This is a genomic window from Leifsonia sp. HAY1-4F (assembly GCF_056755275.1).
The window spans coordinates 12,266-36,344 of the sequence record NZ_JBNDHX010000007.1; the positions used below are offsets into that span (position 1 = coordinate 12,266).

Consider the following 24,079-nt stretch of genomic DNA (forward strand, 5'->3'; position numbering starts at 1 on the left):
CCGGGTCGACAGGAATACATGTGTTCTGTCGACCCGGATACTCGGCTCCGCCCGACCGCGGCGCCGGTAGTTTTCGCGGCGCGTTCTCGCGCTACGAGCGTTCTGGAGGGGACCATGCGCCACACGAAATCACGCCTGTTCGACGAGCGAGTACCGGTGCGGCGACCGTCGCGCACCCTCTCCTCCGTCGTCACGATCCTCCTGGCGGTGAGCGGGCTGGCCGTCGCGGGCGGAACGGCCGCGCTCCCGGCAGCGGCAGCACAGCCGGCGCAGGCGGCACCATCGGCGACGGCCGCAGCGGCCCGTCCCGAAGCGTCGAGCGCAGCGGCGACCTTCACCAAGACCGGCACCTCCACCGCAACCGGTACGTCGACGGACTCGGCAGCCGGCACGACGGGGACGACGCAGCAGTCGGACACCCTCAACTGGGTCCTGCACTACACCAACACGACCGGATCGTCGGCGACCGTCGACCAGACAGACGCCATCACCGGCCTGCAGGGCTACGTGCCCGGGTCGCTGAAGACGCCGCCGAGCCTGTCGCCCCAGTACACGACCGACGGGGGCCAGACCTGGACCGCGGGCAGCCCGCCCGGCGGTGCCGCGGTCAACGGCGTCGGCGCGACGGGAACGGTTCCGGCCAGCATCACGAGCTCCTCCTCGTCGAACTTCTCGGCGGCGGCCGTCACGTTCAACACCCCCGGCGGCGACGGCTACAGCGTCGAGGGCTACCTGGGCAACGTGTACACGGTCTTCCACCACAACAGCAGCCCGACCGTGGTGTTCTGCGCCACTCTGTCCGGCGCCATCTGCCCGGGCTGGCCGGCCCAGTCCTCGTATGTGGACCCGACCCCCGGCACCCCGCTCGGCACCGGTTCATCGACCACGTACTTCTCCGACCTGGTCAACGGCTCCTTCATCTCCGGCGGCCGTCTGTACTGGCCGGCCTCGCAGAACGTGGTCCCGGCGAACCCGTTCGGGATGCAGTGCCTCGACCTGAACTCCCTGACCAGTTGCGGCTTCACTGCACTGGGCTCGACCACGGTCCCCGGCTACTCGCTGAGCGGCGACGGAATCGCCGCGGGCGACGGCAACTACTATTACGTGGACCTCAACGGCAACCTGCAGTGCGTCTCGCCTGCCGGCGCCTCCTGCGGCACCACGACGGTGACCGCGGGGCAGCCGATGGGCACGGTCGGGAACCCCGAGATCGACACGTTCGGTCGCTACGTCTACATCTCCTACGTGGATGCGATCGGCTCCACCGAGTTCCTGAGCTGCTACGACACGACCGCGCAGGCGGTCTGCCCCAGCTTCCCCATCGCCGTCGGGGCTCCCAGCCTGCACGGCAGCGAGGTGTTCCCGGTGGTGTCGTCGACCGGTACCGTCCTCGGCGGATGCGCGGTCTTCGACTCCGCCTGCTTCACGCCGACCGGCGCGCCACTCCCGAACCCGTGGAGCCAGACGGCCTACGCCTTCTCCCCGGCGACGAACGACGGCTTCGGCACCGGCGTCCTCGTGGGCGCGAAGTACTACACGGCCAACGGAGACGTCGACTCCTGCTACGACTTCTCGCTTCCGCTTGTCGGCGGCAAGGTCCAGCCCTGCGCCGAGTTCACCACCGCGCCGACGAATGTCCGCGGCTACACCGTGCGCGCCCTGCAGAACCTGCCCGGATGCATGGCGTCCAACGGCGATGGCGCACAGATCACGATCTTCAACGCCCTCACCGGCGGACCCTGCACGACCGCCTCGCAGCAGGTGACCCTGTCGCCCGAGCAGTACTACTGCGACGGGCAGAGCGGTCACGTCTCTTCGTGGCAGACCGTCTCCCTGCCCGGCCTGACCGGCACGGAGTACGAGAGCGCCACCGTCACGCTGCAGGATGCGAACGGGAACCCGGTCACCGGCTTCGACAACATCCCGTTCCCGGCGGGCACTCCGCCGAGCATCGACATCTCGTCGATTCCGACCAGCGGTGCGACCGCGAGCCTGACGGCCGTCCTCAACCTGGCCGGCGTGACGGATTCCGCAGCGGTGGACGCCTCGCACGTCCAGCTCTCCTGGAGCGGCGACCCGATCCAGACCTGCTACAGCACGACCGTGCTGAACACCTGCCCGCAGCCGGGGACCACCGTCACGAACACCGCCAACGCCGTCACCACGGGTGACAACGGGGTCACTGACGCCCCCGCCGGAACGTCCTCCGGCCAGGCCGCGTTCGACTTCGTCCCGACAGCGGCGTGCGCCGCCATCTCGATCGACAAACACGCCAGTCCACCGGCGGATGTGAACGGCGACGGGTTGACGGATGCCGGGGACACCATCCAGTACACCTTCACCGTCACGAACACAGGCGTCCTCACCCTGAGCAGCGTGGGCGTGAACGACCCCAAGGCCGGCGCGGTCACCTGCCCGCAGACGACACTCGCCCCCGCCGCGAGCGAGCTCTGCACCGCCACCAGCGTGTACACGATCACCGCGGCGGATGTGACCGCCGGCACGGTCCACAACTCCGCCACCTCGGAGGGGACGCCTCCGGGAGCGGTCACGCCGGTCGTGTCCGTCCCCTCCACCACGGACACTCCGACCACCGCCCCTGCTCCTTCGCTCAGCCTGGTGAAGTCGGCGGATCCGTCTGACGCCGCGGCCTACACGCCGGGCCAGCTGATCACCTACCACTTCGTGGTGACGAACACCGGCAACGTGCCGATGAACGGCATCAGCGTCGACGAGTCGCAGTTCAGCGGCACCGGCACGATGTCGCCGGCGACCTGCCCGTCCCCGACGCTGGCGCTCGGCGAGCAGGAGGTCTGCACCGCCGCGTACACGCTCACCCAGGCGGATGTGGATGCGGGCAGCCTGACGAACACGGCCGTGGCGAACGGCACACCCACCGGGTCGAACGTCTCCGTCCCGTCGGGACCGTCGTCCGTCACCATTCCGCAGACGCCTGCTCCCGGGATCTCTCTCGTCAAGTCGGTCGATTCCGCTACGGTGAACGCTGCAGGTGAGCAGGTGACGTACTCGTTCTTCGTGACGAACACGGGCAACGTGACGTTGACGAACCCGACGGTGACCGAGACGCAGTTCTCCGGAACCGGCGCCCTTTCGGCGATCGACTGCCCGGAGACCTCGCTCGTCGCGGGCCAGTTCGAGACCTGCACGGCCACCTACACGGTCACCCAGGCCGACATGGACGCCGGGACGATCACCAACACCGCGACGGTGACGGGCACGCCGCCGACCGGTGCGCCGGTGACCTCCGTGCCGTCGAACGCTGTCGTGAACGCGGCGCAGGCGCCCGAGCTGACGCTCGTGAAGACTGCGAGCGCACAGGCCGCCCAGGTGGGCCAGGAGCTCACCTACTCGTTCGCGATCACCAACACGGGCAATGTCACCATCACGGGTCCGACCGTGACGGAGTCGGCGTTCTCAGGGACCGGACAGCTGTCGGCGATCACCTGCCCGCCGGGCGTCGTGCTCCTTCCGACCGACACCACCACCTGCACCGCCACGTACACGGTGACGCAGGCGGACATCGACTCCGGGAAGATCACGAACACCGCCACGGCCGCTGGGACCTCGCCGGGCGGGGGCACGGTCACCTCCGCACCGTCCTCGGTCGCGGTCGTCACCAGCCCGCACCCCGCGCTCGCCCTGGTGAAGACCGCGAGCATCCAGCAGGCCACGCAGGTGGGGCAGGTCGTGAACTACCTGTTCGCGATCACCAACGCGGGCAATGTGGACATCACCAATCCGAACGTCGCGGAGGGCGCCTTCAGCGGACACGGCAGCCTCTCGGCCGTCACCTGCCCCGGCCCGAGCATCCTTCCGCCCGGCCAGACGATCGACTGCACGGCCACGTACACGGTCGTAGCGGCGGATCTGGCCGCGGGCGGGACGCTGACCAACACGGCGACGGCGACCGGCACGACGGCCGGCGGCGATCCGATCGTCTCGGATCCGTCCACGGCGAAGGTGACGGAGGTCGCGCCGGCCGGTCTGGCGTCGACGGGCAGCGACCTGCTGCCGCCGTTCCTGATCGCACTCGGACTGTTGGCCCTGGGTCTGATCGCGGCTCTCGTGACCCGCTACCGACGCCGGGGACGCACCGACTGATCGCATGACGCGGCGGGGATCGAGGGGAGCGGATGCGCTCCCCTCGATCCCCGGCCGTGCGTCAGGCGGTAGCCGGCCGGGCCGCAACGGGCGGTAGCCGCCCGGGCCGTAAACGCGGCCTCAGGCGCGGAGCATGGCGCGCAGCGTCCCGATCGTGTCCGCCTCGCCGGGGTCCTTGTCGTCGCGGTACCGCTTGACGCGGGCGAACCGCAGCGCGATCCCGCCGGGGTAGCGGCTGGAGCGCTGGACGCCGTCGATCGCGATCTCCACGACCGTCGTGGGAGCCACCCAGACGGTGCCCGGCGTGCGGCGCACCTCGATCTCCTGGTAGTGCTCGGTCTGCCAGGCGAGCAGCTTGTCGGTGAGCCCCTTGAACGTCTTCCCGACCATGACGAAGCCCCCGGGCTCCCCGTACTCCCCGTCCGGGTCGCGGGCGCCGAGATGGATGTTCGACAGCAGACCGTGGCGGCGCCCGGACCCCCACTCGACGGCCAGCACGACGAGGTCATAGGTGTGCACGGGCTTCACCTTGATCCAGCTGGAACCGCGGCGGCCGGCGGCGTACGGGGAGTCGATCGCCTTGACGACGACGCCTTCCTGGCCGGCGGCCAGGGCCTCCCTCGCCACGCGCTCCGCCACTTCGGGGTCGGAGGTGACCTCGCCCGGGATGCGGTGCTCGCCCGCCACCCGCTCCAGTTCGGCGAGCCGGGTCGACAGCGGTTCGTCGAGCAGGTCGCGCCCGTCGACGTGGAGCACGTCGAAGAACCAGGGATGCGCGGTGGAGCTCAGGGCAGCGCGGAGCGGTGCCGCGACCCCAGCGCCGAGGGAGCCCGCGACCGAGGTGACGGAAGCCGGGCTCGACATGAATCGCGACATCGTCTCCTGAAACGGCCGCGGGACGCCGTCCTCATCGAGCGAGAGGGTCTCGCCGTCGAGGATCACGTCCCGCACGGGAAGTCGTCGCACCACCTCGACGACCTCCGGCAGCCGGTGCGTGATGTCGGCGAGGTTGCGCGTGAAGACACGCACCTCGTCGCCGTGCCGGTGCACCTGGATGCGCGCGCCGTCGAGCTTGAACTCCACCGACGCGGTCCCGGTCGTGCCGAGCGCCTCTGCTGCCGTCGGCGCCGAGGCGGCGAGCATCGGCAGGACCGGCCGGCCCACCACCAGCCCGACCGCATCCAGCTCTTCGGCGCTGCCGGTGAGCGCGAGCAGCGCCGTCTCGCCGAGGTCGCCGGACAGCATCGCCGCACGACGGACCGCCTCGCCCGTTCGTCCCGAGGCGCGGGCGATCGCATCCATCAGCACCCCCTCCAAGGCGCCGGTGCGCATCTCGCCGAGGAGCACGCGGGCGATGAAGTCCTGCTCCCGGGAGGTCGCCCGCGCGGTGAAGTCCCGCAGGGTGCGATTGCGCTCGCCGGCAGACCCGGCGCCGGAGAGCGCGCCCAGCCGGTCGAGCAGCGCATCGAGGTCGTCGATCGTCAGGCCGGGCTCCGCCGCGGGCTCGCCCATCGCTCCGCTCAGCCCGCGCCAGCCGACGCCGACCCGGCCCTGCCGGGCCTTCCCGACCAAGAAGCCCACCGCAGGCGCCACCTCCTCGGGCGCAAGGCGCGAGAGCAGCGCCGCGAGCGCGTCCACCTTCGCCAGCCGGGAGCGGGTGGATGCGACGGTCTCGGCCGTCGTCACGAGCGCATCGAGGAGCACGTGCCCATCCAACCACCGGCCTCCGACAGCGCCGGCCACGGACCGGCGCGGGTACGCTGCCCCCATGAACGCCGTCCACAACCTCGATGCCGTCTTCGCCCTTGTTGCGGAGCCGTGGCAGCCGCACCGGCTCACGAGTGTCAACGACTACGACGTCAAGGTCGCCCGGCTGCGGGGCGAGTTCGTCTGGCATGCGCATCCCGACACCGACGAGTTGTTCCTGGTGCTAGAGGGACGGCTGACCATCCAGTTGCGCGAGGGGGACGTGGAGCTCGGCCCGCACGACGTCTTCGTGGTTCCGCGAGGGGTGGAGCACTGCCCGAAGGCCGACGAGGATGCGCTCGTCGTGCTGTTCGAGCCGACCGGGACGGTGAACACGGGCGACAATCCCGGCGACCGGACCAGCGAGCTGCGGGAGCTGCCCGGCACGTGAGGCGTGGCTGCCCCGCGCGTGCGAAGCTGTACGAGTGAGCGAATCCCCCCGTCCCAGCGTGCTGTTCGTCTGCGTCCACAACGCGGGCCGGAGCCAGATGGCTGCCGGCTACCTGCGGGCCCTCGCCGGGGATCGAGTGGAGGTGCGCTCGGCCGGGTCGGAGCCGGGGAACGCGCTGAACCCCGTCGCTGTTCAAGCGATGGCCGAGGACGGCATCGACATCTCGGCGGGCAGCCCGGCGCTACTCACCACCGAAGCGGTACAGGAGTCGGACGTCGTGATCACGATGGGATGCGGCGACACCTGCCCCGTCTTCCCCGGCAAGCGCTACGAGGATTGGGAGCTCACCGATCCAGCCGGCAGGCCGATCGACGAGGTGCGGCCCATCCGCGACGAGATCAAGGAGCGCGTCCGTGCCCTGATCGCGGAGTTGCTTCACGCCGCGTGACCTGCAGTTCTGTCCCCTCAGGACGCGACCGTCCGTGTTCGTTTCCCGATCCCACCCCGACCGCCGCTGCGCCGACCGTGCGGATCGCCGCGCTATCGTCTAGTCACCCCCTCCCTTCACGAGACAGGCGATGACGCATGCCGAGACAGGAACGCGCCGAGCGCACGCGGATCGCCATTCTCGACGCCGCTGCGACCGAGTTCGACCAGCACGGGTACGAGGGCGCACGCCTGGACCGGATCGTCGAGCGAACGGGTGCGACGAAGGGCGCGGTGTACTTCCACTTCCGCTCGAAGCTCGACATCGCGACGGCGCTGGTGGAGGAGAGCGGAGGCGATTGGCCGGCCATCGTCCACGACGTGGCGGCGTCCGGGCTGCGCGGGCTCGCGGCCGCAGAGGAAGTGACACAGCGGGTGGCGGCCGTCCTCGGCGCGGATATCCGGGCGCGTGCCGCCATGAAGCTCACCCAGACCGTGCTTCCCCCGGCGGCCGACGACGACCCCTATGCGCGCTGGGCGGCCTTCGTGGCCGGACTGCTGAGGCAGGAAGCCCAGGATCGCCGACGCAGTGACGTGGAGGTGCGCGACCTGGCGACGGCCGCCGTTCACGGGCTCTTCGGCGCTTACACGATCGCGGCCGAGCGCAACGCCTTCGAGACGCTGAGCGAGGACATCGCGCGGGTGTGGGGCGTGGTCACTGCCGCGTTCGGCACGCTGTAACGCCTGCATTTGCGATCAAACCGGGAAGTCCGTACGTTCTAACCGGGGACACCGGCGGCGCCGTGCGTCGCCCTGCGGGGGAGTGCGCTCCGGTTCCGTTCCGGATCGGAGCGTGCCCCCGCCCGCCTGACCCGCCCGCCTGACCCGCGCTGCCTCCCGTCCCTGAGGCGGAGCGCACGCCGAAGTGCTCGTCGTTGCATCCGACACGCCGCGGGTGACGGCAACAACGAGCACCTCGGCGGAAGCTTCCTTATACTGTTCAGGTTCGGGGGACTCGCCTATCGGGGCGACCTGTCTGGTTCGATTTCCAGAGTCCTCCACCACCATTCGGCGCAGCGTTCACATCCGGGCTTTGAGGTCTGCCCGGATGCCGTCGAGCACTCCGTGCACCGAAACGCGCTTCGCCTCTGTGTCCACGACATTCGCCGGCACCGTCACCGTGAGCCCCGAGCGGTAGTACGCGCGGATGCGGAAGCCGCCGGGCCACGGCGAGTCCGATCCGTCGTCCCCCTGCCCGCCGGACAGCTCGAACCATTCCAGCGCCCTACGGCCCTCCACCCGGGTCGTGACGTGCGCGCCCGGCGATCCGTCGTCGACGACCTCCGCCGCGACCACCATGCTCGCGGTGAAGATCCCGACCCGCAACGTGACGGTGGAGACCGACGTAGCGGTGGCCGCGCCCAGGTAGATGATCTTGTCGTCGCCGACGGCCAGCTCGAGCTGGCGCACCAGGGCCGGGTACCAGAGCGGTTCCGTCGCGGCCAGTTCCTTCATCCCGCGCTCGCCCTCCAGGAGGCTGCGCAACTGGTCCGGGATGGAGACCTGCTCCTCGCCCGGGTCTGTTTCGGTGTCCGTATCGATCATCGCCGTGCCTCTCGGGTTGCAGGCTGGGCCGACGTCTCCCGTGGGTCCTGCGCACAGCCTAACCCCGGTCGGACCGTACGCGACGGGCGCGACGGGTTTTCGGCTGCCGTTGCATACTTGTCGGATGACCGCAGCAAGCCTCCTCGCCTTCGCCGGCCTGTGCGTCGTCCTCGCGATCACACCGGGGCCGGACACGTTCCTCGTGCTGCGCTTCAGCCTGTCGAGACCGAGCGCCGGGATCGCGGCGTCGGTCGGCTCGGCGGTCGGCTCGCTCGGCTGGGCGCTCGCGGTCGCCCTGGGGCTGGCCGCATTGCTGGAGCAGTCCGCGGAGCTCTACCGCATCCTGAAGATCGTCGGCGGCCTCTACCTCGTGTACCTCGGTGTCATGGCGTTCATCGCCAGCCGCAAGAACCACTCTGCTGGGATCGAGCCGACCGCCCGCCGCACATCCCTGCACGGAGGGTTCGTGGCCGGGGCGCTGTCCACGATGACCAACCCGAAGGTGGGCCTGTTCTTCCTCGCCGTCGCGCCGCAGTTCGTGCCCCACGACGGCTCCACGATCGGCAGCACCCTGCTGCTCGGGGCGATCGACGCGGTCGTCGGCTCGCTCTACCTCGTCGCGGTCGCGCTCCTCGCCGGCCGGGCGGTGGCCTGGCTGAAGCGGCCCGCCGTCACGACGTGGCTGGAGCGGGTGTCGGCCGGGATCCTGGCCGCCCTCGGGCTCGGCACCATCGCGCTCAGCGCGGAGTCGTAGGCGCCTCCCGCGGGCATAACGGAGGACCGTGCGGCGGACGCGCGTAATATAGTTGACGCATATAAACGACCGCATCTCCACGTACTCTCACGCGCACTGACAAGGACTTCCGTGGCCCGCACCGGCATCTTCACCAAAGACCACCCGCACTACCGCTGGGTGGCGCTGTCCAACACCACGCTCGGCATGCTCATGGCGACGATCAACTCGTCGATCGTCATCATCTCCCTGCCCGCGATCTTCACCGGCGTCAAGCTGAACCCTCTCGAGCCGGGCAACGTGTCGTACCTCCTCTGGATGCTGATGGGCTACATGCTCGTCACCGCCGTCCTCGTCGTCATGTTCGGACGGATGGGCGACCAGTTCGGACGGGTCAGGATCTACAACCTCGGGTTCGTGATCTTCACGATCGCGGCCATCGCGCTGTGCCTCGACCCGCTCACCGGTGGACCGGGCGCAATGTGGCTGATCGTCTGGAGGTTCGTGCAGGGGATCGGCGGCGCGATGCTGTTCGCCAACTCGACCGCGATCCTGACGGACGCGTTCCCGGCCAACAAGCGCGGGTTCGCCCTCGGACTCAACCAGGTGGCCGCCATCGCGGGCAGCTTCATCGGCCTCATCCTCGGCGGCCTGCTGGCCGAGGTGGACTGGCGGGCCGTGTTCTTCGTCTCCGTTCCGTTCGGCATCGTCGGAACCATCTGGTCCCTCAAGTCGCTGCACGAGGTCGGGCAGAAGAACCCCGGACGGATCGACGGGCTCGGCAACGCGACGTTCGCGGTCGGCCTGATCGTCCTCCTCACCGGCATCACGTACGGCATCCAGCCCTACGGCGGCTCCAGCCAGGGATGGGGCAACCCGTGGGTCCTCGGTGCGATCATCGGCGGCATCCTGCTGCTCGTCGCGTTCGTGTTCATCGAGTTGCGGGTCCCGGCGCCGATGTTCGACATGCGGCTGTTCCGCATCCGTGCCTTCTCCTCCGGGATCTTCTCGGGGTTCCTCGCGGCGATCGGGCGAGGCGGGCTGCAGTTCATGCTGATCATCTGGCTGCAGGGGATCTGGCTGCCGCTGCACGGCTACAGCTACGAGTCGACGCCGCTCTGGGCGGGCATTTACATGCTCCCGATCACGATCGGGTTCCTGGTGGCAGGTCCCGTCTCCGGCGCGCTCTCCGACCGGTTCGGATCGCGCTCGTTCGCGACGGTCGGACTGCTCCTCGTCGGCGCGACGTTCGTCGGCCTGCTGCTCATCCCGGTGAACTTCGAGTACTGGCAGTTCGCTCTGCTGACCGGCCTCAACGGGATCGGGTCCGGCCTGTTCTCCTCGCCCAACCGCACCGCGATCATGAACAGCGTGCCGGCGAACGAGCGCGGTGCCGCATCCGGGATGGCCGGTGTGGCGCTCAATGCCGGAAGCTCGCTCTCCATCGGCATCTTCTTCTCCCTGATGATCGCCGGGCTCTCGGTGGCGCTGCCGTCGGCGCTCAGCAACGGGCTGACGTCCCACGGGGTTCCGGCGAACATCGCGGCGCAGGTCGGGAACACGCCGCCGGTCGGCAGTCTGTTCGCCGCCTTCCTGGGCTACAACCCCATCCAGAGCCTCCTCACCCCGACCGGGATCCTGACCTCGCCGCACGTGGACGCAGCCACGCTGACGGGCAAGGAGTTCTTCCCCCAGCTGATCTCCGGGCCGTTCCACGACGGGCTCGTGGTCGTCTTCATCGCCGCCGCCGTGATGAGCGTCATCGGCGCCGTGGCGTCGTTCCTCGGCGGGGCGAAGTATGTTCATGAGGAGGCCGTCGCACCCCAGCGTCAGGCCGCCGAGGAAGGCGAGGAAGTCGGTGCCCACCGCGCATGAAGCTGACGAGCGGCCGGCGGCCGGAGGCGGCGACAACGAGGTCGTCGACGATGTCTCCGGCCGCCTGGCCCTTGCTGTCGGGAGGCTGAACCGCCGCATCCGCTCGTCCACCGGGGGTCTCAGCCACGGCCAGTTGTCCGCACTGTCCACCATCGTCCGCCGCGGACCGCTGCGCCCCAGCGAGATCGCCGCGATCGAGGTGGCGGCGGCGCCGACCATCACGCGGATCGTCGCCGAACTCGAGACGCGCGGTCTCGTGGAGCGGGCGCCTGACCCGGAGGACGGACGCTCCCTCTTCGTCTCGGGGACGGACGCGGGGAAGGCGCTGCTGGACGAGGCGCGGTCGGACCGCGCGCGGGCGGTCTCCGCGGTGCTCGCCGAGCTCACGCCGGATCAGGTGGAGGCGGTCCGCGCCGCCCTGCCCGCGCTGGAGCAGGCCGCACAGGTGGCCCCGCCCGCGTCCTGACGCCGCTCAGCTCGACCGCACCTCCTCGCCGCTCCCATCTCCGATTCGCCGAGGTGCTCGTTGTTGCACTCGCCGCCGGCGTGTCGCATGTAACTACGAGCACTTCGGCGGATTGGCCTCGGCGGATGAGGTCCGGCGGACGGCGGAGGGGGACCGGGGCGTAGGGCTCGGCGGGTGAGGGTCAGCGGGGGCCGGGGTCGCCGGGGCGACCCGGGCGGCCGGGGCGCCGCGCCGCGATGACGGGGTGCGCGCCCGTGTGCCCCTGGCGCTCCGCCGCGATGGCCAGGATGCGCGAACGTTGCGCGTACCAGCCGATCACGAGCAGCGGGATGATGATGACGAGCGAGGCGACCGTCCACGTCCCGGTCGGGTAGTCGAACGCCATCAGCACGAGCACCGCCACGAGGAACGCGAGGGTCAGCCAGGCGGTGAACGGCGCACCGAACAGCCGGAACGAGGGGCGCGTGTATACGCCGCGGAGCGCCCAGCGGCGCAGCTGCATCTGGCAGAGGACGATCATCCCCCAGCTGGTGACGATGCCGAGGGATGCGATGTTCAGCACGATGTTGAACGCCTGCTCCGGCACGATCAGGTTGAGGAACACGCCGAGCACGCCGATCGCAGCGGTCAGCAAGATGCCGCCGTACGGGACGCCGCGCGTGTTCATCCGTGCGGTGAATCGGGGCGACGCTCCCGTCTGCGCCATGGAGTGCAGGATGCGGCCGGTCGAGTACATCCCGGCATTCAGGCTGGAGAGGGCGGCGGTGAGCACGACGAAGTTCATGATCGAGCCGATGATCGCGCTGAGCTCGGGTCCGCCGAGGTGGCTGAAGAAGGTGACGAACGGGCTCTGGTCGGCGCTGTAGGCGCTCGCCGGGAGCAGCAGCGCGAGCAGCAGCACCGAGCCGCAGTAGAACACCGCGATGCGGAACACGACGCTGTTGATCGCCCGCGGCATGATCTTCTCGGGGTTCTCGGTCTCACCGGCGGCCGTGCCCACCAGCTCGACGCCGGCGTAGGCGAAGACGACGCCCTGCACGAGCACGATCGCCATGGCGATGGTAGCGACGCCGTGGGGCAGCAGCCAGCCGTTCTGCGAGAGCATCGCGATGCCTGTCGGCCCGACATCGGTCGGCCAGCCGGCCGCGAGCACGACGATCCCGACGACCAGGAACGCGACCAGCGCCCCGACCTTGATCAGGGCGAACCAGAACTCCATCTCGCCGAACACCCTCACCGAGATGAGGTTGAGGCTCACCACCACGACGAGTGCGATCAGGGCGAGCAGCCACTGCGGGACGCTCGAGAACAGGCTCCAGTACTTCACGTACAGCGCTACGGCCGTGGAGTCGACGATCGCCGTCATCGCCCAGTTGAGGAAGTACATCCATCCGGCGACGTAGGCCATCTTCTCGCCGTAGAACTCCCGCGCGTACGACACGAACGAGCCGGACGACGGCCGGTGCAGGACGAGCTCGCCGAGCGCGCGCAGCACCAGGAACGCGAAGAAGCCGCACACCGCGTAGACGATCACCAGCAGGGGCCCGCCATCGTGCAGACGGCCGCCGGCGCCGAGGAACAGGCCGGTGCCGATCGCGCCGCCGATGGCGATCATCTGCAGCTGCCGCGACGAGAGCGACTTGTGGTAGCCCTCCTGCTCGCTGGAGAAGTCCTGGACGGCCTGACTCACATCGCCCAGGTGCTCCCGGGGATTCTCGAGTTCGTCTGCCGGGTCGTGCGGTGTGCTCATGGATCGCCTCCGTCTGCTCCAGCGACCCACAGTACCGGCTGGCACGGGTCGAGAGCGAGGTCAGCTGATGGCGAGCATCGCCGCGGCCACGACCGCGAGCGCCAGCCCGACCCACTGCACGGGCGCCACCCGCTCTCGCAGCACGATGGCAGCCAGCAGGATGGTTCCCGCCGGATAGAGGCCGACCAGGACGGAGATCGTGGTCAGCTCCCCGAGCCTCAATCCGAGCAGGATGAGGACGTTCGCGGAGGCGTCGATGGCACCCCCGGCGATCGCGATGCCGACGCCGAGGCGTTCGAGCCGGACCGGCGCATCCACTCGGGCTGCCGCCTCGAATCGGGCCTGCGCGTCGCCCGGGAGGAGCGCATCCACTCGGTCGCGTGCGGCTCTCTGACGCGCTGCAGCGCCGCGTCGGGACCTCAGCACCAGCAGGGCGACCGCGGTCCACATCACCGCGCCGTTCACCGCGCGGTTGGCGATCAGCGGCACGACGCCGGAGTCCCGCGGCGTCTGGTCGAGCAGGATGAGGAACACGCCGAGCATCGCGCCGGCGCCCACCGCCATGAGCAGCGCACGACCGCTCGGCCGCACGGCGCCCTTCTCGGGGACGAATCCGACGAGCACCACGGCGACGAGCGCGAGTCCGAGCGCGAGGGAGCCCACGAGCCCGAACCGGTCGCCCCCGACGAGTCCCCACACCATCGGCACGACGGCGGAGACCAGCGCGGTGAGCGGCGAGAGGATGCTCATCGGGCCGATAGCGAGGCATCCGTACAGGAGGCCGATGGCGACCGATCCCGCCAACCCGGACAGGGCGCCCCAGCCGAGCGCAGGAACCGACCAGGTGCCGCCCACGAAGGGCAGCGCGACCAGCAGGAGGACGAGGCCGCTGACTGCGCCGACCGCGGTGGTGCGCATCGGGCCGATGCGCCGCGACGCCACGCCGCCCAGGAAATCGGCGGATCCGTAGACGATGGCGCTGAGCAGCCCGAGGACCGCCGGCATCAGCTCCCGGCCAGGCGATAGGTGTGCAGCACCGCGCCGGAGCTGAAGCGGTCCAGCTGGGTGAGCTCGAACGTCCACTTCTCCCGGTCGTCGGGGAAGATCCGGGTGCCGCCGCCGATCGTGACCGGGTAGACCAGCAGCCGCAGCTCGTCGACGAGCCCCCAGACCAGCAGCGACCGGACGAGGGAGGCGCTGCCCGCGACCAGGATCGGGCCGCCGTCACCCTCCTTCAGTGTGCCGATGCCGGCGCGGACGGGATGCTCCACGGCGGTCGCGTTCCACTCCAGCTCGCGTGGCCGGGAGGTGGCGACGACCTTGGGCATGGCGTTCATCTTCTCGGCGAACTCGCCTTCGCGCGGCGGCCAGGCCTCCGCGAACTGCTCATAGGTGCGTCGGCCCAGGAGCAACGACTCGGCCTCGAGCACCTCCCGCAGCTTGAAGGCGCGGAGGTCGTCGGAACTGAATGGGATCGTCCATCCGGAGTGCCGGTGCGTCGGCTCGCCGCCGGGTGCCTCCACGACTCCATCGAGGGTCATGAACTCGGTGACGATCAGCCGGCGCATGTGGGCGATGGTACCCGAGTGAGGGTTCGACGGGGAGTTATCCACAGATCGCATCCGCCCGGGCCGACCGTCAGACGCCGCGGATACGATCGAGGAATGAGTTTCACCGACGGCTGGATCCCCGGCGACCCGGCCTCCGACGACCGGGTGCCCGACGACCGGGATGCGCCTCCTCTCGATGAGGAGCCGCCGCTGCCCGAGTTCGACGACCCGTACGCCGGTGAGGTGTGGCCCGCCGGTGAGGAGACCGTGCCCGCGGCAGCGGCAGGCCGTCCGGTATCGACCCCGGCGGTCGTCCGGGCGACGCTGCCACGGTTCGGGTCCGCCGCGGAAGCGCTGCGCACGGTCTTCGGGTACGACGGGTTCCGCGGGCAGCAGCAGGCGATCATCGAACGGGTCGCCGCGGGTGGCGACGCCGTGGTGCTCATGCCCACCGGCGGCGGAAAGAGCCTCTGCTACCAGATCCCGTCGCTGCTGCGTGAGGGCACCGGCGTCGTCGTCTCGCCGCTCATCGCGCTGATGCAGGATCAGGTGGATGCGCTCACCGCGGTCGGCGTCCGTGCCGCGTTCCTGAACTCGACGCAGGACGGCTACGCCCGGGCCGCGGTCGAGCGCGCCTACCTCGGCGGAGAGCTCGACCTGCTCTACGTGGCCCCGGAGCGGCTGTCGTCCGAGGCGACCAAGCGCTTCCTCGAGCGTGGCCGCATCGCGCTGTTCGCGATCGACGAGGCGCACTGCGTGTCGCAATGGGGGCACGACTTCCGCCCGGACTACCTCATGCTCTCCGAGCTGGCCGACCGCTGGCCCGGCGTACCGCGCATCGCCCTCACCGCGACCGCGACCGACGCGACGCACCGCGAGATCACGTCCCGCCTCCGGCTCGAGCAAGCCGAACATTTCGTCGCCGACTTCGACCGCCCCAACATCCAGTACCGCATCGTGCCGAAGGTGGAGCCCCGCAAACAGCTGCTCGACTTCATCACCGCAGAGCATGCGGGCGACGCTGGGATCGTGTACGCCCTGTCCCGGGCGTCGGTCGAGAAGACGGCGGAGTTCCTGTCGTCGCGCGGCCTGACCGCTCTGCCGTATCACGCCGGCCTCGAGGCGTCCCAGCGGGCGGCGACGCAGTCGCGGTTTCTCCGCGAGGAGGGCGTGATCGTCGTCGCGACCATCGCCTTCGGCATGGGCATCGACAAGCCCGACGTGCGCTTCGTTGCCCACATCGACCTGCCCAAATCGGTCGAGGGGTACTACCAGGAGACCGGCCGCGCCGGCCGCGACGGGCTGCCCTCGACCGCGTGGCTCGCCTACGGCCTGCAAGACGTGGTGCAGCAGCGGCGCATGATCGACGACTCCCCGGGCGACCTGGCGCACCGCAGACGCCTGACGCAGCATCTGGATGCGATGCTCGCGCTGTGCGAGACCGTCCAGTGCCGCCGGGTGAACCTGCTCGGATACTTCGGGCAGACCTCGGGCCCGTGCGGCAACTGCGACACCTGCCTGACGCCGCCGGAGAGCTGGGACGGGACGGTCCCGGCACAGAAGCTGCTCTCGACCGTCGTGCGCCTCCACCGGGAGCGCAATCAGCGGTTCGGCGCCGGGCACCTGATCGACATCCTCCGCGGCAAGCGCACGCCGCGCGTCGAGCAGTACGGCCATGACCGCCTCTCCACCTGGGCCATCGGCGACGACCTCAGCGACAGCCAGTGGCGCGGCGTCGTCCGGCAGCTCATCGCCGGAGAGCTGCTGAAGCCCGAGGGGGAGTACGGCGTGCTGACGTTGACGCCCGGCGGCGGCGAGGTGCTCGCCGGGGGCCGGACCGTGGTCCTCCGGCGCGAGCCGGACCGGCCGGAGCGCGCGCCCCGCGCGTCGCGCAGCGCCGCGGCGACGGCCGACCTGTCGGCCGCCGACCAGCCGCTGTTCGAGGCGCTCCGATCGTGGCGGGCGGGTCAAGCTCGCGAGCAGGGCGTCCCCGCCTATATCGTCTTCGGCGATGCGACCCTCCGCGCGGTCGCCGCCGCCCGCCCGGCCTCGCTGGCCGACCTCGACGGCATCAGCGGCATCGGCTCGAAGAAGCGCGAGGTCTACGGCGAGGCGCTGCTCTCCGTCGTCGCCGGCGCCGACGCGGCTGCGCCCGCCTGACAGTCGCCTCCAGTACGGCCGGACTCGCCGCTCCGATCCCGTCCGGTCGTTGCCACGCGCCGTACCCCGTCCGGCCGTTCCCGCCCGCCCATCGCATCCGGCCGACCTCGTCGTCCGCGCCTGTCCGATTCGCGCTCGCACCGCCCGCCTGACGGCCAGACCTCGTCGTTCCCCCTTGCGCGGTGCACGAGGGGGAGTATCGTCCGTCGTTCCATCGGGCGACCAGGGAATTCCTTCCGGCCGCCCGACGTTATGACATTGAATGATTACTGCGCGATCTCGGAGAAGGAAGTAGCAGATGGCACGAATGATCGAAGAGCTGGAGGATGAGACCGGCGCGGTCATCAAGTACAAGCGTCACGCGAACGGCCGGGGACTGGTGTCCCCCACGGCCCGGGTGGCCGAGTCGGCATACATCGAGCCGACGGCCTACGTGGAGGCCGACGCACGGGTCGGGATGGACGCCTACGTCGGCGCAGGAAGCTGGATCGACAAGGGCGCCACGGTGGGCGACCGCACCTTCGTGGGCGCGAACGTCCACGTCGGGGCAGGATGCCTCGTGGGCAGCGGAGTGAAGATCGGCAGCGGCTCCAAGCTGGGCGAGAACGCCATGGTCGGCAACGGTGCGCGCCTCGAGCGCGACACGCACGTCCCGGCCGGCGCTGTCATCGAGCTGAAGGGCGCCGCAGCCGCCCGAGCGGCACTGGCGACCCCGCTGCGCGCCCCGCGCCCCCAACAGCGCGCATCCCGCCGCGCCGCCTGACCCTCACGCCCCATCCCCAGCATCGACTACACACAGACTGCACGCGACACGCCGGCGTCGCGTGCAGTCTTCGTGTACTCGGCGATGGGCGGCGGGCGAGAGGCGGCGGGTCAGGCGGCATGGCGGGTTGTGCATGGTGTCACGCGCGGGGAGGCTGGATTTGGAGGTTCCCGACAAGAGCGGGGTCGGGCCTGCCCGGCTCGCTTTGTAGGCCGGGCACCGACGTTTTCGCCGTTGCCGGTGGTCGGTCGTAGCGTGGCGGCATCCCGCGATCTTCCTAGAGGAGAAGTCATGGTCGACACTGCCGAACGCGTTCCGAGCGCCACCCCCGCATCCACTTCCGCCGGCCCAGCCGCGCCCTCGACGCTCACCGAGCCGACCGCTCCGCCCGCCGGCGTTGCGCCGCGGGTCGACGTGGAGGCGCTGGGCCGCCAGCTGCTCGGCCACTGGGCCGAGGCGCGGCTCGCCTCCCGGGAGGTCTCGAAGCGTCCGGAGATGCAGAAGCAGGAAGGCCTCTCGGTCGCCGACCACCGCGCCCGCGTCTTCGGGCAGCTGAAGCTCCTCGTCGAGAACGGTCAGGTCCACCGGGCCTTCCCGAAGTCCCTGGGCGGCTTGGAGGATCACGGCGGCAACATCGCGGCGTTCGAGGAGCTCGTCGCGGCCGACCCGTCCCTCCAGATCAAGTCGGGGGTGCAGTGGGGCCTGTTCGGCGCCGCCGTCCTGCACCTCGGCACGGAACGCCACCACCAGAAGTACCTCCCCGGCATCATGTCGCTGGAGGTCCCCGGCGCGTTCGCGATGACCGAGACCGGCCACGGTTCGGATGTCGCCAGCATCGCCACGACGGCGACGTACGACGCGGAGTCGCGGGAGTTCGTCCTCGACACTCCGTTCCGCGGCGCGTGGAAGGACTACCTCGGAAACGCGGCAGTGGATGCGACCGCCGCCGTCGTCTTCGCGCAGCTGATCGCCGGCAACGTCAACCACGGCGTCCATGCGTTCTACGTCCCGATCCGCGACGAGAACGGCGACTTCCTTCCCGGTATCGGCGGCGAGGACGACGGCCAGAAGGGCGGACTGAACGGCATCGACAACGGTCGTCTGCACTTCACCGGGGTCCGCATCCCGCGCACCGACCTGCTCAACCGCTACGGGGATGTGGCCGAGGACGGCACGTACACCTCGCCCATCCAGAGCCCCGGCCGCCGCTTCTTCACGATGCTCGGGACGCTCGTGCAGGGCCGTGTCTCGCTCGACGGCTCCGCGACCATCGGCGCGAAGCTGGGCCTCGCCATCGCGATCACGTACGCGGACCAGCGCCGGCAGTTCACCGCGGGCAGCGACACCGACGAGGAGGTGCTGCTCGACTACCAGCGGCACCAGCGCCGGCTGCTCCCGCTGCTCGCCACGACATACGCGGCGAGCTTCGCGCACGAGGTGTTCCTGCACAAGTTCGACGATGTCTTCAGCGGCGTCGCCGACACGGACACCGACCGCCAGGACCTGGAGACCATCGCCGCGGCGCTCAAGCCGCTGAGTACGTGGCATGCGCTCGACACCCTGCAGGAGGCGCGCGAGGCGTGCGGCGGCGCGGGCTTCCTCACCGAGAACCGCCTCACATCGCTCCGGCAGGACCTGGACATCTGGGTCACGTTCGAAGGCGACAACAACGTCCTGCTGCAGCTGGTCGCGAAGCGGCTGCTCACCGACTTCAGCCGCAAGTTCGCGAAGGCGGACGCCGGCGCGATGGCCCGCTACGTCGTCACGCAGGCGGCGGGCCGGGCCTACCACGGCTCCGGGTTGCGGAGCGTCGCCCAGACGGTCCGCGACTTCGGCTCGACAGCCCGCGCCGTCAACTGGCTGCAGGAGCCGGCGACGCAGCGCGAGCTGCTGACCGATCGCGTCGAGACGATGATCGCGCAGATCGCGGGACGCCTGCGCCCCGCCTCCAAGCTCGGCAAGAAGGCCGCAGCCGAGCTGTTCAACTCGCAGCAGAACGAGCTCATCGAGGCGGCCCGCGCCCACGGCGAGCTGCTGCAGTGGGAGGCGTTCACCGACGCTCTCGAGGATGCGCCCGACGCCGGGACGAAGCAGGTGCTCACCTGGCTGCGCGACCTCTTCGGCTTCGGACTGATCGAGAAGCACCTCGAGTGGTACCTGATGAACGGCCGCCTGTCGCCGCAGCGCGCCCAAGCCGTCCGTGCCTACATCGACCGGCTGCTGACGCGCATCCGTCCGCATGCCGTCGATCTGGTGGATGCGTTCGGCTACGGCCCGGAGCTGGTCCGCGCGAAGATCGCCTCGGGCGCCGAGGCCGAGCGGCAGGCGGAGGCGCGCGCCTACTACGCCGCGCGCCGCGCCGCGGGCACCCTCCCCGAGCAGGAGAAGTCCAAGAAGCGCTGACCCCCACCGTCGAGTCCGCACAGATTGCACGCGACACGCCGTGGCGGCGTGCAGTCTCTGCGTACTCGATGGTGGGGCGCGGGGCGCGGGGAGGGTAGGGCGCGGGGCGCAGGGAGGGCGGGGTCAGCCGGCCAGGGCGGCGAGGGCCCGGCGCAGCTGGGTGGATGAGGTGGTCATGGTGTACGGGAAGTACACGACCTCGACGCCGACGGCCGCGAACTCGCGCTCGAGGCGGAGTCCCTTCTCGGTGCCGCGCCAGTCGTCGCCCTTGAAGAAGACGTCGAAGCGGAGCTCGCGCCACATGTCCAGCTTGTCCGGGACCGTCTCGGCGACGGCCTCGTCGACGTAGGCGATGCTGCGGACGATCTCCAGCCGCTCGTGGAGCGGGACGACCGGGGGCGTGCCTTTGGTCAGCTCCAGCATCTCGTCCGACACCACGCCCGCGATCAGGTAGTCGCATTCGCTTTTGGCGTGCCTCAGGATGTTGAGGTGTCCGATGTGGAACAGGTCGAACGCCCCTGCGGCGTAGCCGATGCGTCGGGTCACGGGCATCCCCCTCTGATTGAGCTATCCTCACCTATTCTGGCGGATTAGTGAGGATTTGTCACCAGTAGGTTCGGAGCGCTACTCCCGGCTGTTGAGAGCTGCGGCCACCGCACGTGCAAGGGGCAGGATCTGAGCGAGCGATTGGCGGAAGACGGCCTCCGGGCGTCCGTACGGATCCACGATGTCGCCCGGGCTGCCGCCGCGCCGGGTGGAGGGCGTCCGCCTGGTAGGTCTCGCCGGCCGGTGGGCCGCTGCCCACGCGACGAGGTCGGACGCCGTTCCCGATGCCGGAGCGCCGTCCACGATGTGCGCGAACTCGGCGAGTGTGAAGGTTCGGCGGGCGGCCGCAGCGTCGGCGGAGGCGATCCACTCCCGGTGCGCGTAGGTCGCTGTCAGGATCAGGTCGTCGATTCCCAGCATGTTCGCATCCAACTGGCGCGCACGGTGCCCGCGGACGTCGAGTCCGCGCTCGCGCAGCAGGCGGACCATGGCCGGATCGGCGGGCCATCCGGTCATTGCCTCCGTGCCGGCGGACTCCACGATGAAGCCCCGGTCAGCATTCAATTCGGCGGCGAGCAGGGCTTCCATCGCCGGCGACCGGCAGATGTTGCCCGTGCAGATCGCACGGATGCTGAAGCGGGTCGCCGAAGCCATCCGTCCATTCTCCCGGATACGTCCGATCGCCCGCGTGCCGACACCCGAACGGGGGTGATTCTCCGCTGCGGCGTGCTACGGTCTGTCGCTGAAAGCTCGGTTGGTTCTGTCACTGGCACCGCGCCCCCAGCGTTTGCTAACGTCACCACCAACCTGCGGCAGGAACTGGTCTCGCCTGCTACCCGTTTCCGTTCTACCCGACGTTTGGATAGCACCCCTCTATGTCCCGACACCCCGCTCACCGTTTCGAGACCAATCGGAAAGCGGGCGCTGCGAAAGCGCGCCTGCGATCCTCAATCGCCCTCGCGGCAAGTGCCGCAGTAGCGGCCGTGGCCGTCGGCATCACTGCCGGCGGCGCGTTCGCCGCCCCGACAAGTTACGTCGTCTCGCGGCAGATCGCCGCAGACACCTTCGACCGGACCCAGACCAACGGCTGGGGCGCCGCCCAGCTCGGCGGCGCCTACCACGTGAACAGCGCTGCTGCGTTCTCTGTCGGTTCCGCTTCCGGCCGCCAGGCCGTGCCCCGGCCCGGCGCGTCGCTCACGGCCAGCCTCCCCTCCGCGACAGCGTCCGATGTGGATGCGGCTGCGAACGTCCTGATCGACACCCTGCCGTCGACCGGCAACGGCGTCTACTCCGGTGTGCAGGTGCGCTCTACCGGCACCGCGTACTACCAGGCCACCTTCCGGGTCGACGCGCGGCACCATGGCGTGCTGTCGATCACCCGCGTGAACGGCTCGACCGCTACGCAGACGACGGTCGCCGCCGAGAAGGTCGTGCTTCCGGCCGTCGCCGCCGGCACGCCCATCCGAGTGGAGTTGCGCGCCACCGGGACGGACTCGGTCGCCCTGAGCGCCCGCGCCTGGCCCGCCTCCAGCACGGCCCCCGACTGGCAGGTGACCGCGAGCGACTCCTCGCTCGACCGCCTCAGCCACGCCGGCTCGATCGCGCTGTGGAGCTACATTTCCAGCAGTTCGACCGCCGAGCCGGTGCGCTTCGACGACCTGACCGCGAGCGAGCTCACGGCGCAGTCGGGTTCGACGCCCGCTCCGACGGCGACCACACCGGTCGTCACGCCGACCCCCGGCCAGACCGTGACGCCGACGCCGACCCCCACCCCGACGCAGACGCCGACGAGCGCTCCGCAGCCGCCGGCCACCGGCCCCACCGCGCCCGCCGGCGCTGACACGAGCATCGACCAGTCGACCGCTCGTTCGGCTTCCGGAGCGGCGCCGATCGGCAGCACCTCGTACGCGGTGCCGTCCGGCGCCTACTTCGTGGCGAACACCGGCGACGACGGCGTCTCGCGCTCGTCCCAGTCCGCTCCGTGGAAGACGGTCCAGCACGCGGTCGACGCCGTCCCCAGCGGATCGACCATCGTGGTCCGCGGCGGCACCTACCACGAGACGGTGACGATCCCGCGCGGCAAGAAGGTCACCATCCAGGCGTATCCGAAGGAGGCCGTCTGGTTCGACGGCAGCCGCGCGGTCTCGAACTGGTCGCGCTCCGGCTCGGCCTGGGTCGCCGGCAACTGGAACGTCGTCTTCGACGACAGCCCGACGTACACGCGCGGAGCGCCGGACGGTACGACCGCCGGCTGGCAGTTCGTCAACCCGGCGTACCCGATGGCCGCGCATCCCGACCAGCTGTTCCTCGACGGGACCGCTCTGAAGCAGGTCGCCTCGCGGGCGGCCGTGACGGCCGGGACGTTCTACGTCGACGGGACCACCCACGAGCTGGTGCTCGGCTCGGACCCGACAGGTCACCAGCTCAACGCCAGCGACACGGTGAAGGCGTTCGTGGTCCTGGGTGACGGCAGCGCACTCAAGGGCATCGGCATCCGTCGCTACTCCCCGTCCGTCCCGGACATGGGAGCCGTGCAGATCTACGCCACCGGCGTCACCGTCGAGAACGCCTCGATCACGGACAATGCCACGACTGGTCTCGCCATCGGCGGCACCGACGGCACCCTCACCAATGTCACCGTCGCCCGCAACGGCATGCTCGGTGCCCAGGCGACCTACGCGGACCGCCTCCGGGTCACCGGGATGCTGGCCGACCACAACAACACGGAGCACTTCAACCGTGCTCCGGTCGCCGGCGGCTTCAAGGTCGCCCGGTCGCGCGGCATCACCGTCACCGGGAGCAACTTCCTGAACAACGACGGCAACGCGCTCTGGTTCGACGAGTCGGTGTACGACGCCTCCATCGCGGACAGCGACATCGTGGGCAACTCTGGTCACGGCCTGGTCGCCGAGATCTCCGCGAAGTTCGCCATCGCGAACAATGTGGTGGCGCAGAACGGCATGGACGGCATCCTGGTCAGCGACACCAACGGGGTGGACATCCGCAACAACACGGTGACCGGCAACGTGCGCGACATCAGCATCACGCAGGGCTACCGGCGGGCGAGCGACCTCTCCACGGCGGGTCACGACCCCCGGCAGTCTCTTCCCGACCCGACCGTGACCTGGATCACCGGCAACGTCACCGTGACGAACAACATCCTCGCGAACAGCCTGGGCAACGCCGTGCTCGCGGTCGAGGACTACAGCCACTGGCACTCGGCGGAGCAGATGGGGATCACCCTCACGGGGAACGTCTACCAGCGCACCTCGACGGGTAGCCCGACCTGGCTCATCGTCTGGTCGCGAGGAGCCGGAGACCCTGCGGTCTTCAACTCGCTCGCCCAGTTCACGGCCGCGACCGGACAGGACCGCACGTCGCGCTCCTTCGACGGTCAGGACGTGCTCTCCGCCGGGTTCGCCCCGCTGCCGCTGGTGACCTCGCTCACCTCGGCGCTGGCTCAGCCGCTCCCCGCGGCGACGGCCGCGCTGACCGGCGAGCCGGCCGGCTCGCTCCGGATCGGAGCGTGGAACTGACCCAGCA

The 24,079-nt window shown here is 70.1% G+C and carries 18 protein-coding genes; 11 read left to right on the forward strand and 7 right to left on the reverse strand.

Annotated elements, in window-relative coordinates; all coding sequences use genetic code 11:
- Positions 1 to 114: 114 nt before the first annotated feature.
- Positions 115 to 4,122, forward strand: coding sequence for a DUF7507 domain-containing protein (locus ACPYOG_RS02760; protein ID WP_481292729.1), 4,008 nt, complete (start codon positions 115 to 117; stop codon positions 4,120 to 4,122).
- A 120-nt stretch (positions 4,123 to 4,242) separates the two neighbouring features.
- Here the strand turns inward: ACPYOG_RS02760 and ACPYOG_RS02765 are convergent, their stop codons facing one another.
- Positions 4,243 to 5,826: an ATP-dependent DNA ligase gene (locus tag ACPYOG_RS02765; protein WP_481292775.1), complete on the reverse strand. Its 1,584-nt coding sequence runs from the start codon at positions 5,824 to 5,826 to the stop codon at positions 4,243 to 4,245.
- 64 nt (positions 5,827 to 5,890) lie between these two features.
- Here ACPYOG_RS02765 and ACPYOG_RS02770 point away from each other — a divergent pair, with 64 nt between their 5' ends.
- The 3 genes from ACPYOG_RS02770 to ACPYOG_RS02780 all read left to right on the forward strand — a co-directional run bounded on the left by ACPYOG_RS02770 (position 5,891) and on the right by ACPYOG_RS02780 (position 7,426).
- Complete coding sequence (locus tag ACPYOG_RS02770) at positions 5,891 to 6,259, forward strand: cupin domain-containing protein (RefSeq protein ID WP_481292730.1); 369 nt, start codon at positions 5,891 to 5,893, stop codon at positions 6,257 to 6,259.
- A 34-nt stretch (positions 6,260 to 6,293) separates the two neighbouring features.
- A complete protein-coding gene (locus ACPYOG_RS02775; protein WP_481292731.1) occupies positions 6,294 to 6,707 on the forward strand; it encodes an arsenate reductase ArsC in 414 nt (137 codons plus the stop codon).
- Between the two features lie 137 nt (positions 6,708 to 6,844).
- Positions 6,845 to 7,426 (forward strand): TetR family transcriptional regulator, encoded by a 582-nt coding sequence (locus ACPYOG_RS02780; protein WP_481292732.1) that lies wholly within the window; start codon positions 6,845 to 6,847, stop codon positions 7,424 to 7,426.
- 339 nt (positions 7,427 to 7,765) lie between these two features.
- On the opposite strand, the gene ACPYOG_RS02785 is transcribed toward ACPYOG_RS02780, so the two are convergent.
- The gene (locus tag ACPYOG_RS02785; RefSeq protein WP_481292733.1) at positions 7,766 to 8,290 is read right to left on the reverse strand and encodes a hypothetical protein; all 525 of its coding nucleotides are present in this window, start codon (positions 8,288 to 8,290) and stop codon (positions 7,766 to 7,768) included.
- Between the two features lie 124 nt (positions 8,291 to 8,414).
- On the opposite strand from ACPYOG_RS02785, the gene ACPYOG_RS02790 reads away from it, so the two are divergent.
- The 3 genes from ACPYOG_RS02790 (at position 8,415) to ACPYOG_RS02800 (ending at position 11,364) form a co-directional block, all read left to right on the forward strand.
- The gene (locus tag ACPYOG_RS02790) at positions 8,415 to 9,044 is read left to right on the forward strand and encodes a LysE family translocator (protein ID WP_481292734.1); all 630 of its coding nucleotides are present in this window, start codon (positions 8,415 to 8,417) and stop codon (positions 9,042 to 9,044) included.
- 111 nt (positions 9,045 to 9,155) lie between these two features.
- Entirely contained in the window at positions 9,156 to 10,898 is a 1,743-nt protein-coding gene (locus tag ACPYOG_RS02795; RefSeq protein WP_481292735.1) for an MFS transporter, read from the forward strand.
- Positions 10,882 to 11,364 carry a MarR family winged helix-turn-helix transcriptional regulator gene (locus tag ACPYOG_RS02800; protein WP_481292736.1) on the forward strand — a complete coding sequence of 161 codons (483 nt, stop codon included), beginning with the start codon at positions 10,882 to 10,884 and terminating at the stop codon, positions 11,362 to 11,364. Before ACPYOG_RS02795 ends, ACPYOG_RS02800 begins: the two co-directional genes overlap by 17 nt.
- A gap of 181 nt (positions 11,365 to 11,545) precedes the next feature.
- On the opposite strand, the gene ACPYOG_RS02805 is transcribed toward ACPYOG_RS02800, so the two are convergent.
- From ACPYOG_RS02805 to ACPYOG_RS02815, 3 genes are read right to left on the reverse strand one after another with little or no spacing between them, the layout of a single operon-like run.
- Complete coding sequence (locus ACPYOG_RS02805) at positions 11,546 to 13,114, reverse strand: amino acid permease (RefSeq protein WP_481292737.1); 1,569 nt, start codon at positions 13,112 to 13,114, stop codon at positions 11,546 to 11,548.
- Positions 13,115 to 13,174: 60 nt separating this feature from the next.
- Positions 13,175 to 14,119 (reverse strand): EamA family transporter, encoded by a 945-nt coding sequence (locus ACPYOG_RS02810; protein WP_481292738.1) that lies wholly within the window; start codon positions 14,117 to 14,119, stop codon positions 13,175 to 13,177.
- Positions 14,119 to 14,682, reverse strand: a complete 564-nt coding sequence (locus ACPYOG_RS02815) for a dihydrofolate reductase family protein (protein WP_481292739.1) — start codon at positions 14,680 to 14,682, stop codon at positions 14,119 to 14,121. Before ACPYOG_RS02815 ends, ACPYOG_RS02810 begins: the two co-directional genes overlap by 1 nt.
- Before the next feature lie 96 nt (positions 14,683 to 14,778).
- On the opposite strand from ACPYOG_RS02815, the gene recQ reads away from it, so the two are divergent.
- The 3 genes from recQ to ACPYOG_RS02830 all read left to right on the forward strand — a co-directional run bounded on the left by recQ (position 14,779) and on the right by ACPYOG_RS02830 (position 19,990).
- On the forward strand, positions 14,779 to 16,824 hold the full coding sequence (gene recQ / locus ACPYOG_RS02820; RefSeq protein ID WP_481292740.1) for a DNA helicase RecQ: 2,046 nt from the start codon (positions 14,779 to 14,781) through the stop codon (positions 16,822 to 16,824).
- A gap of 298 nt (positions 16,825 to 17,122) precedes the next feature.
- Complete coding sequence (locus tag ACPYOG_RS02825) at positions 17,123 to 17,587, forward strand: DapH/DapD/GlmU-related protein (RefSeq protein WP_481292741.1); 465 nt, start codon at positions 17,123 to 17,125, stop codon at positions 17,585 to 17,587.
- A 291-nt stretch (positions 17,588 to 17,878) separates the two neighbouring features.
- Positions 17,879 to 19,990 carry an acyl-CoA dehydrogenase family protein gene (locus ACPYOG_RS02830; protein ID WP_481292742.1) on the forward strand — a complete coding sequence of 704 codons (2,112 nt, stop codon included), beginning with the start codon at positions 17,879 to 17,881 and terminating at the stop codon, positions 19,988 to 19,990.
- A gap of 123 nt (positions 19,991 to 20,113) precedes the next feature.
- On the opposite strand, the gene ACPYOG_RS02835 is transcribed toward ACPYOG_RS02830, so the two are convergent.
- Together ACPYOG_RS02835 and ACPYOG_RS02840 are read right to left on the reverse strand one after the other, a co-directional pair.
- Positions 20,114 to 20,536 carry an FAD synthase family protein gene (locus ACPYOG_RS02835; RefSeq protein WP_481292743.1) on the reverse strand — a complete coding sequence of 141 codons (423 nt, stop codon included), beginning with the start codon at positions 20,534 to 20,536 and terminating at the stop codon, positions 20,114 to 20,116.
- Between the two features lie 78 nt (positions 20,537 to 20,614).
- Positions 20,615 to 21,190: an arsenate reductase/protein-tyrosine-phosphatase family protein gene (locus ACPYOG_RS02840; RefSeq protein WP_481292744.1), complete on the reverse strand. Its 576-nt coding sequence runs from the start codon at positions 21,188 to 21,190 to the stop codon at positions 20,615 to 20,617.
- A 329-nt stretch (positions 21,191 to 21,519) separates the two neighbouring features.
- Between ACPYOG_RS02840 and ACPYOG_RS02845 the strand changes: the two genes are divergently transcribed.
- Positions 21,520 to 24,072: a right-handed parallel beta-helix repeat-containing protein gene (locus ACPYOG_RS02845; protein WP_481292745.1), complete on the forward strand. Its 2,553-nt coding sequence runs from the start codon at positions 21,520 to 21,522 to the stop codon at positions 24,070 to 24,072.
- Positions 24,073 to 24,079: the final 7 nt, after the last annotated feature.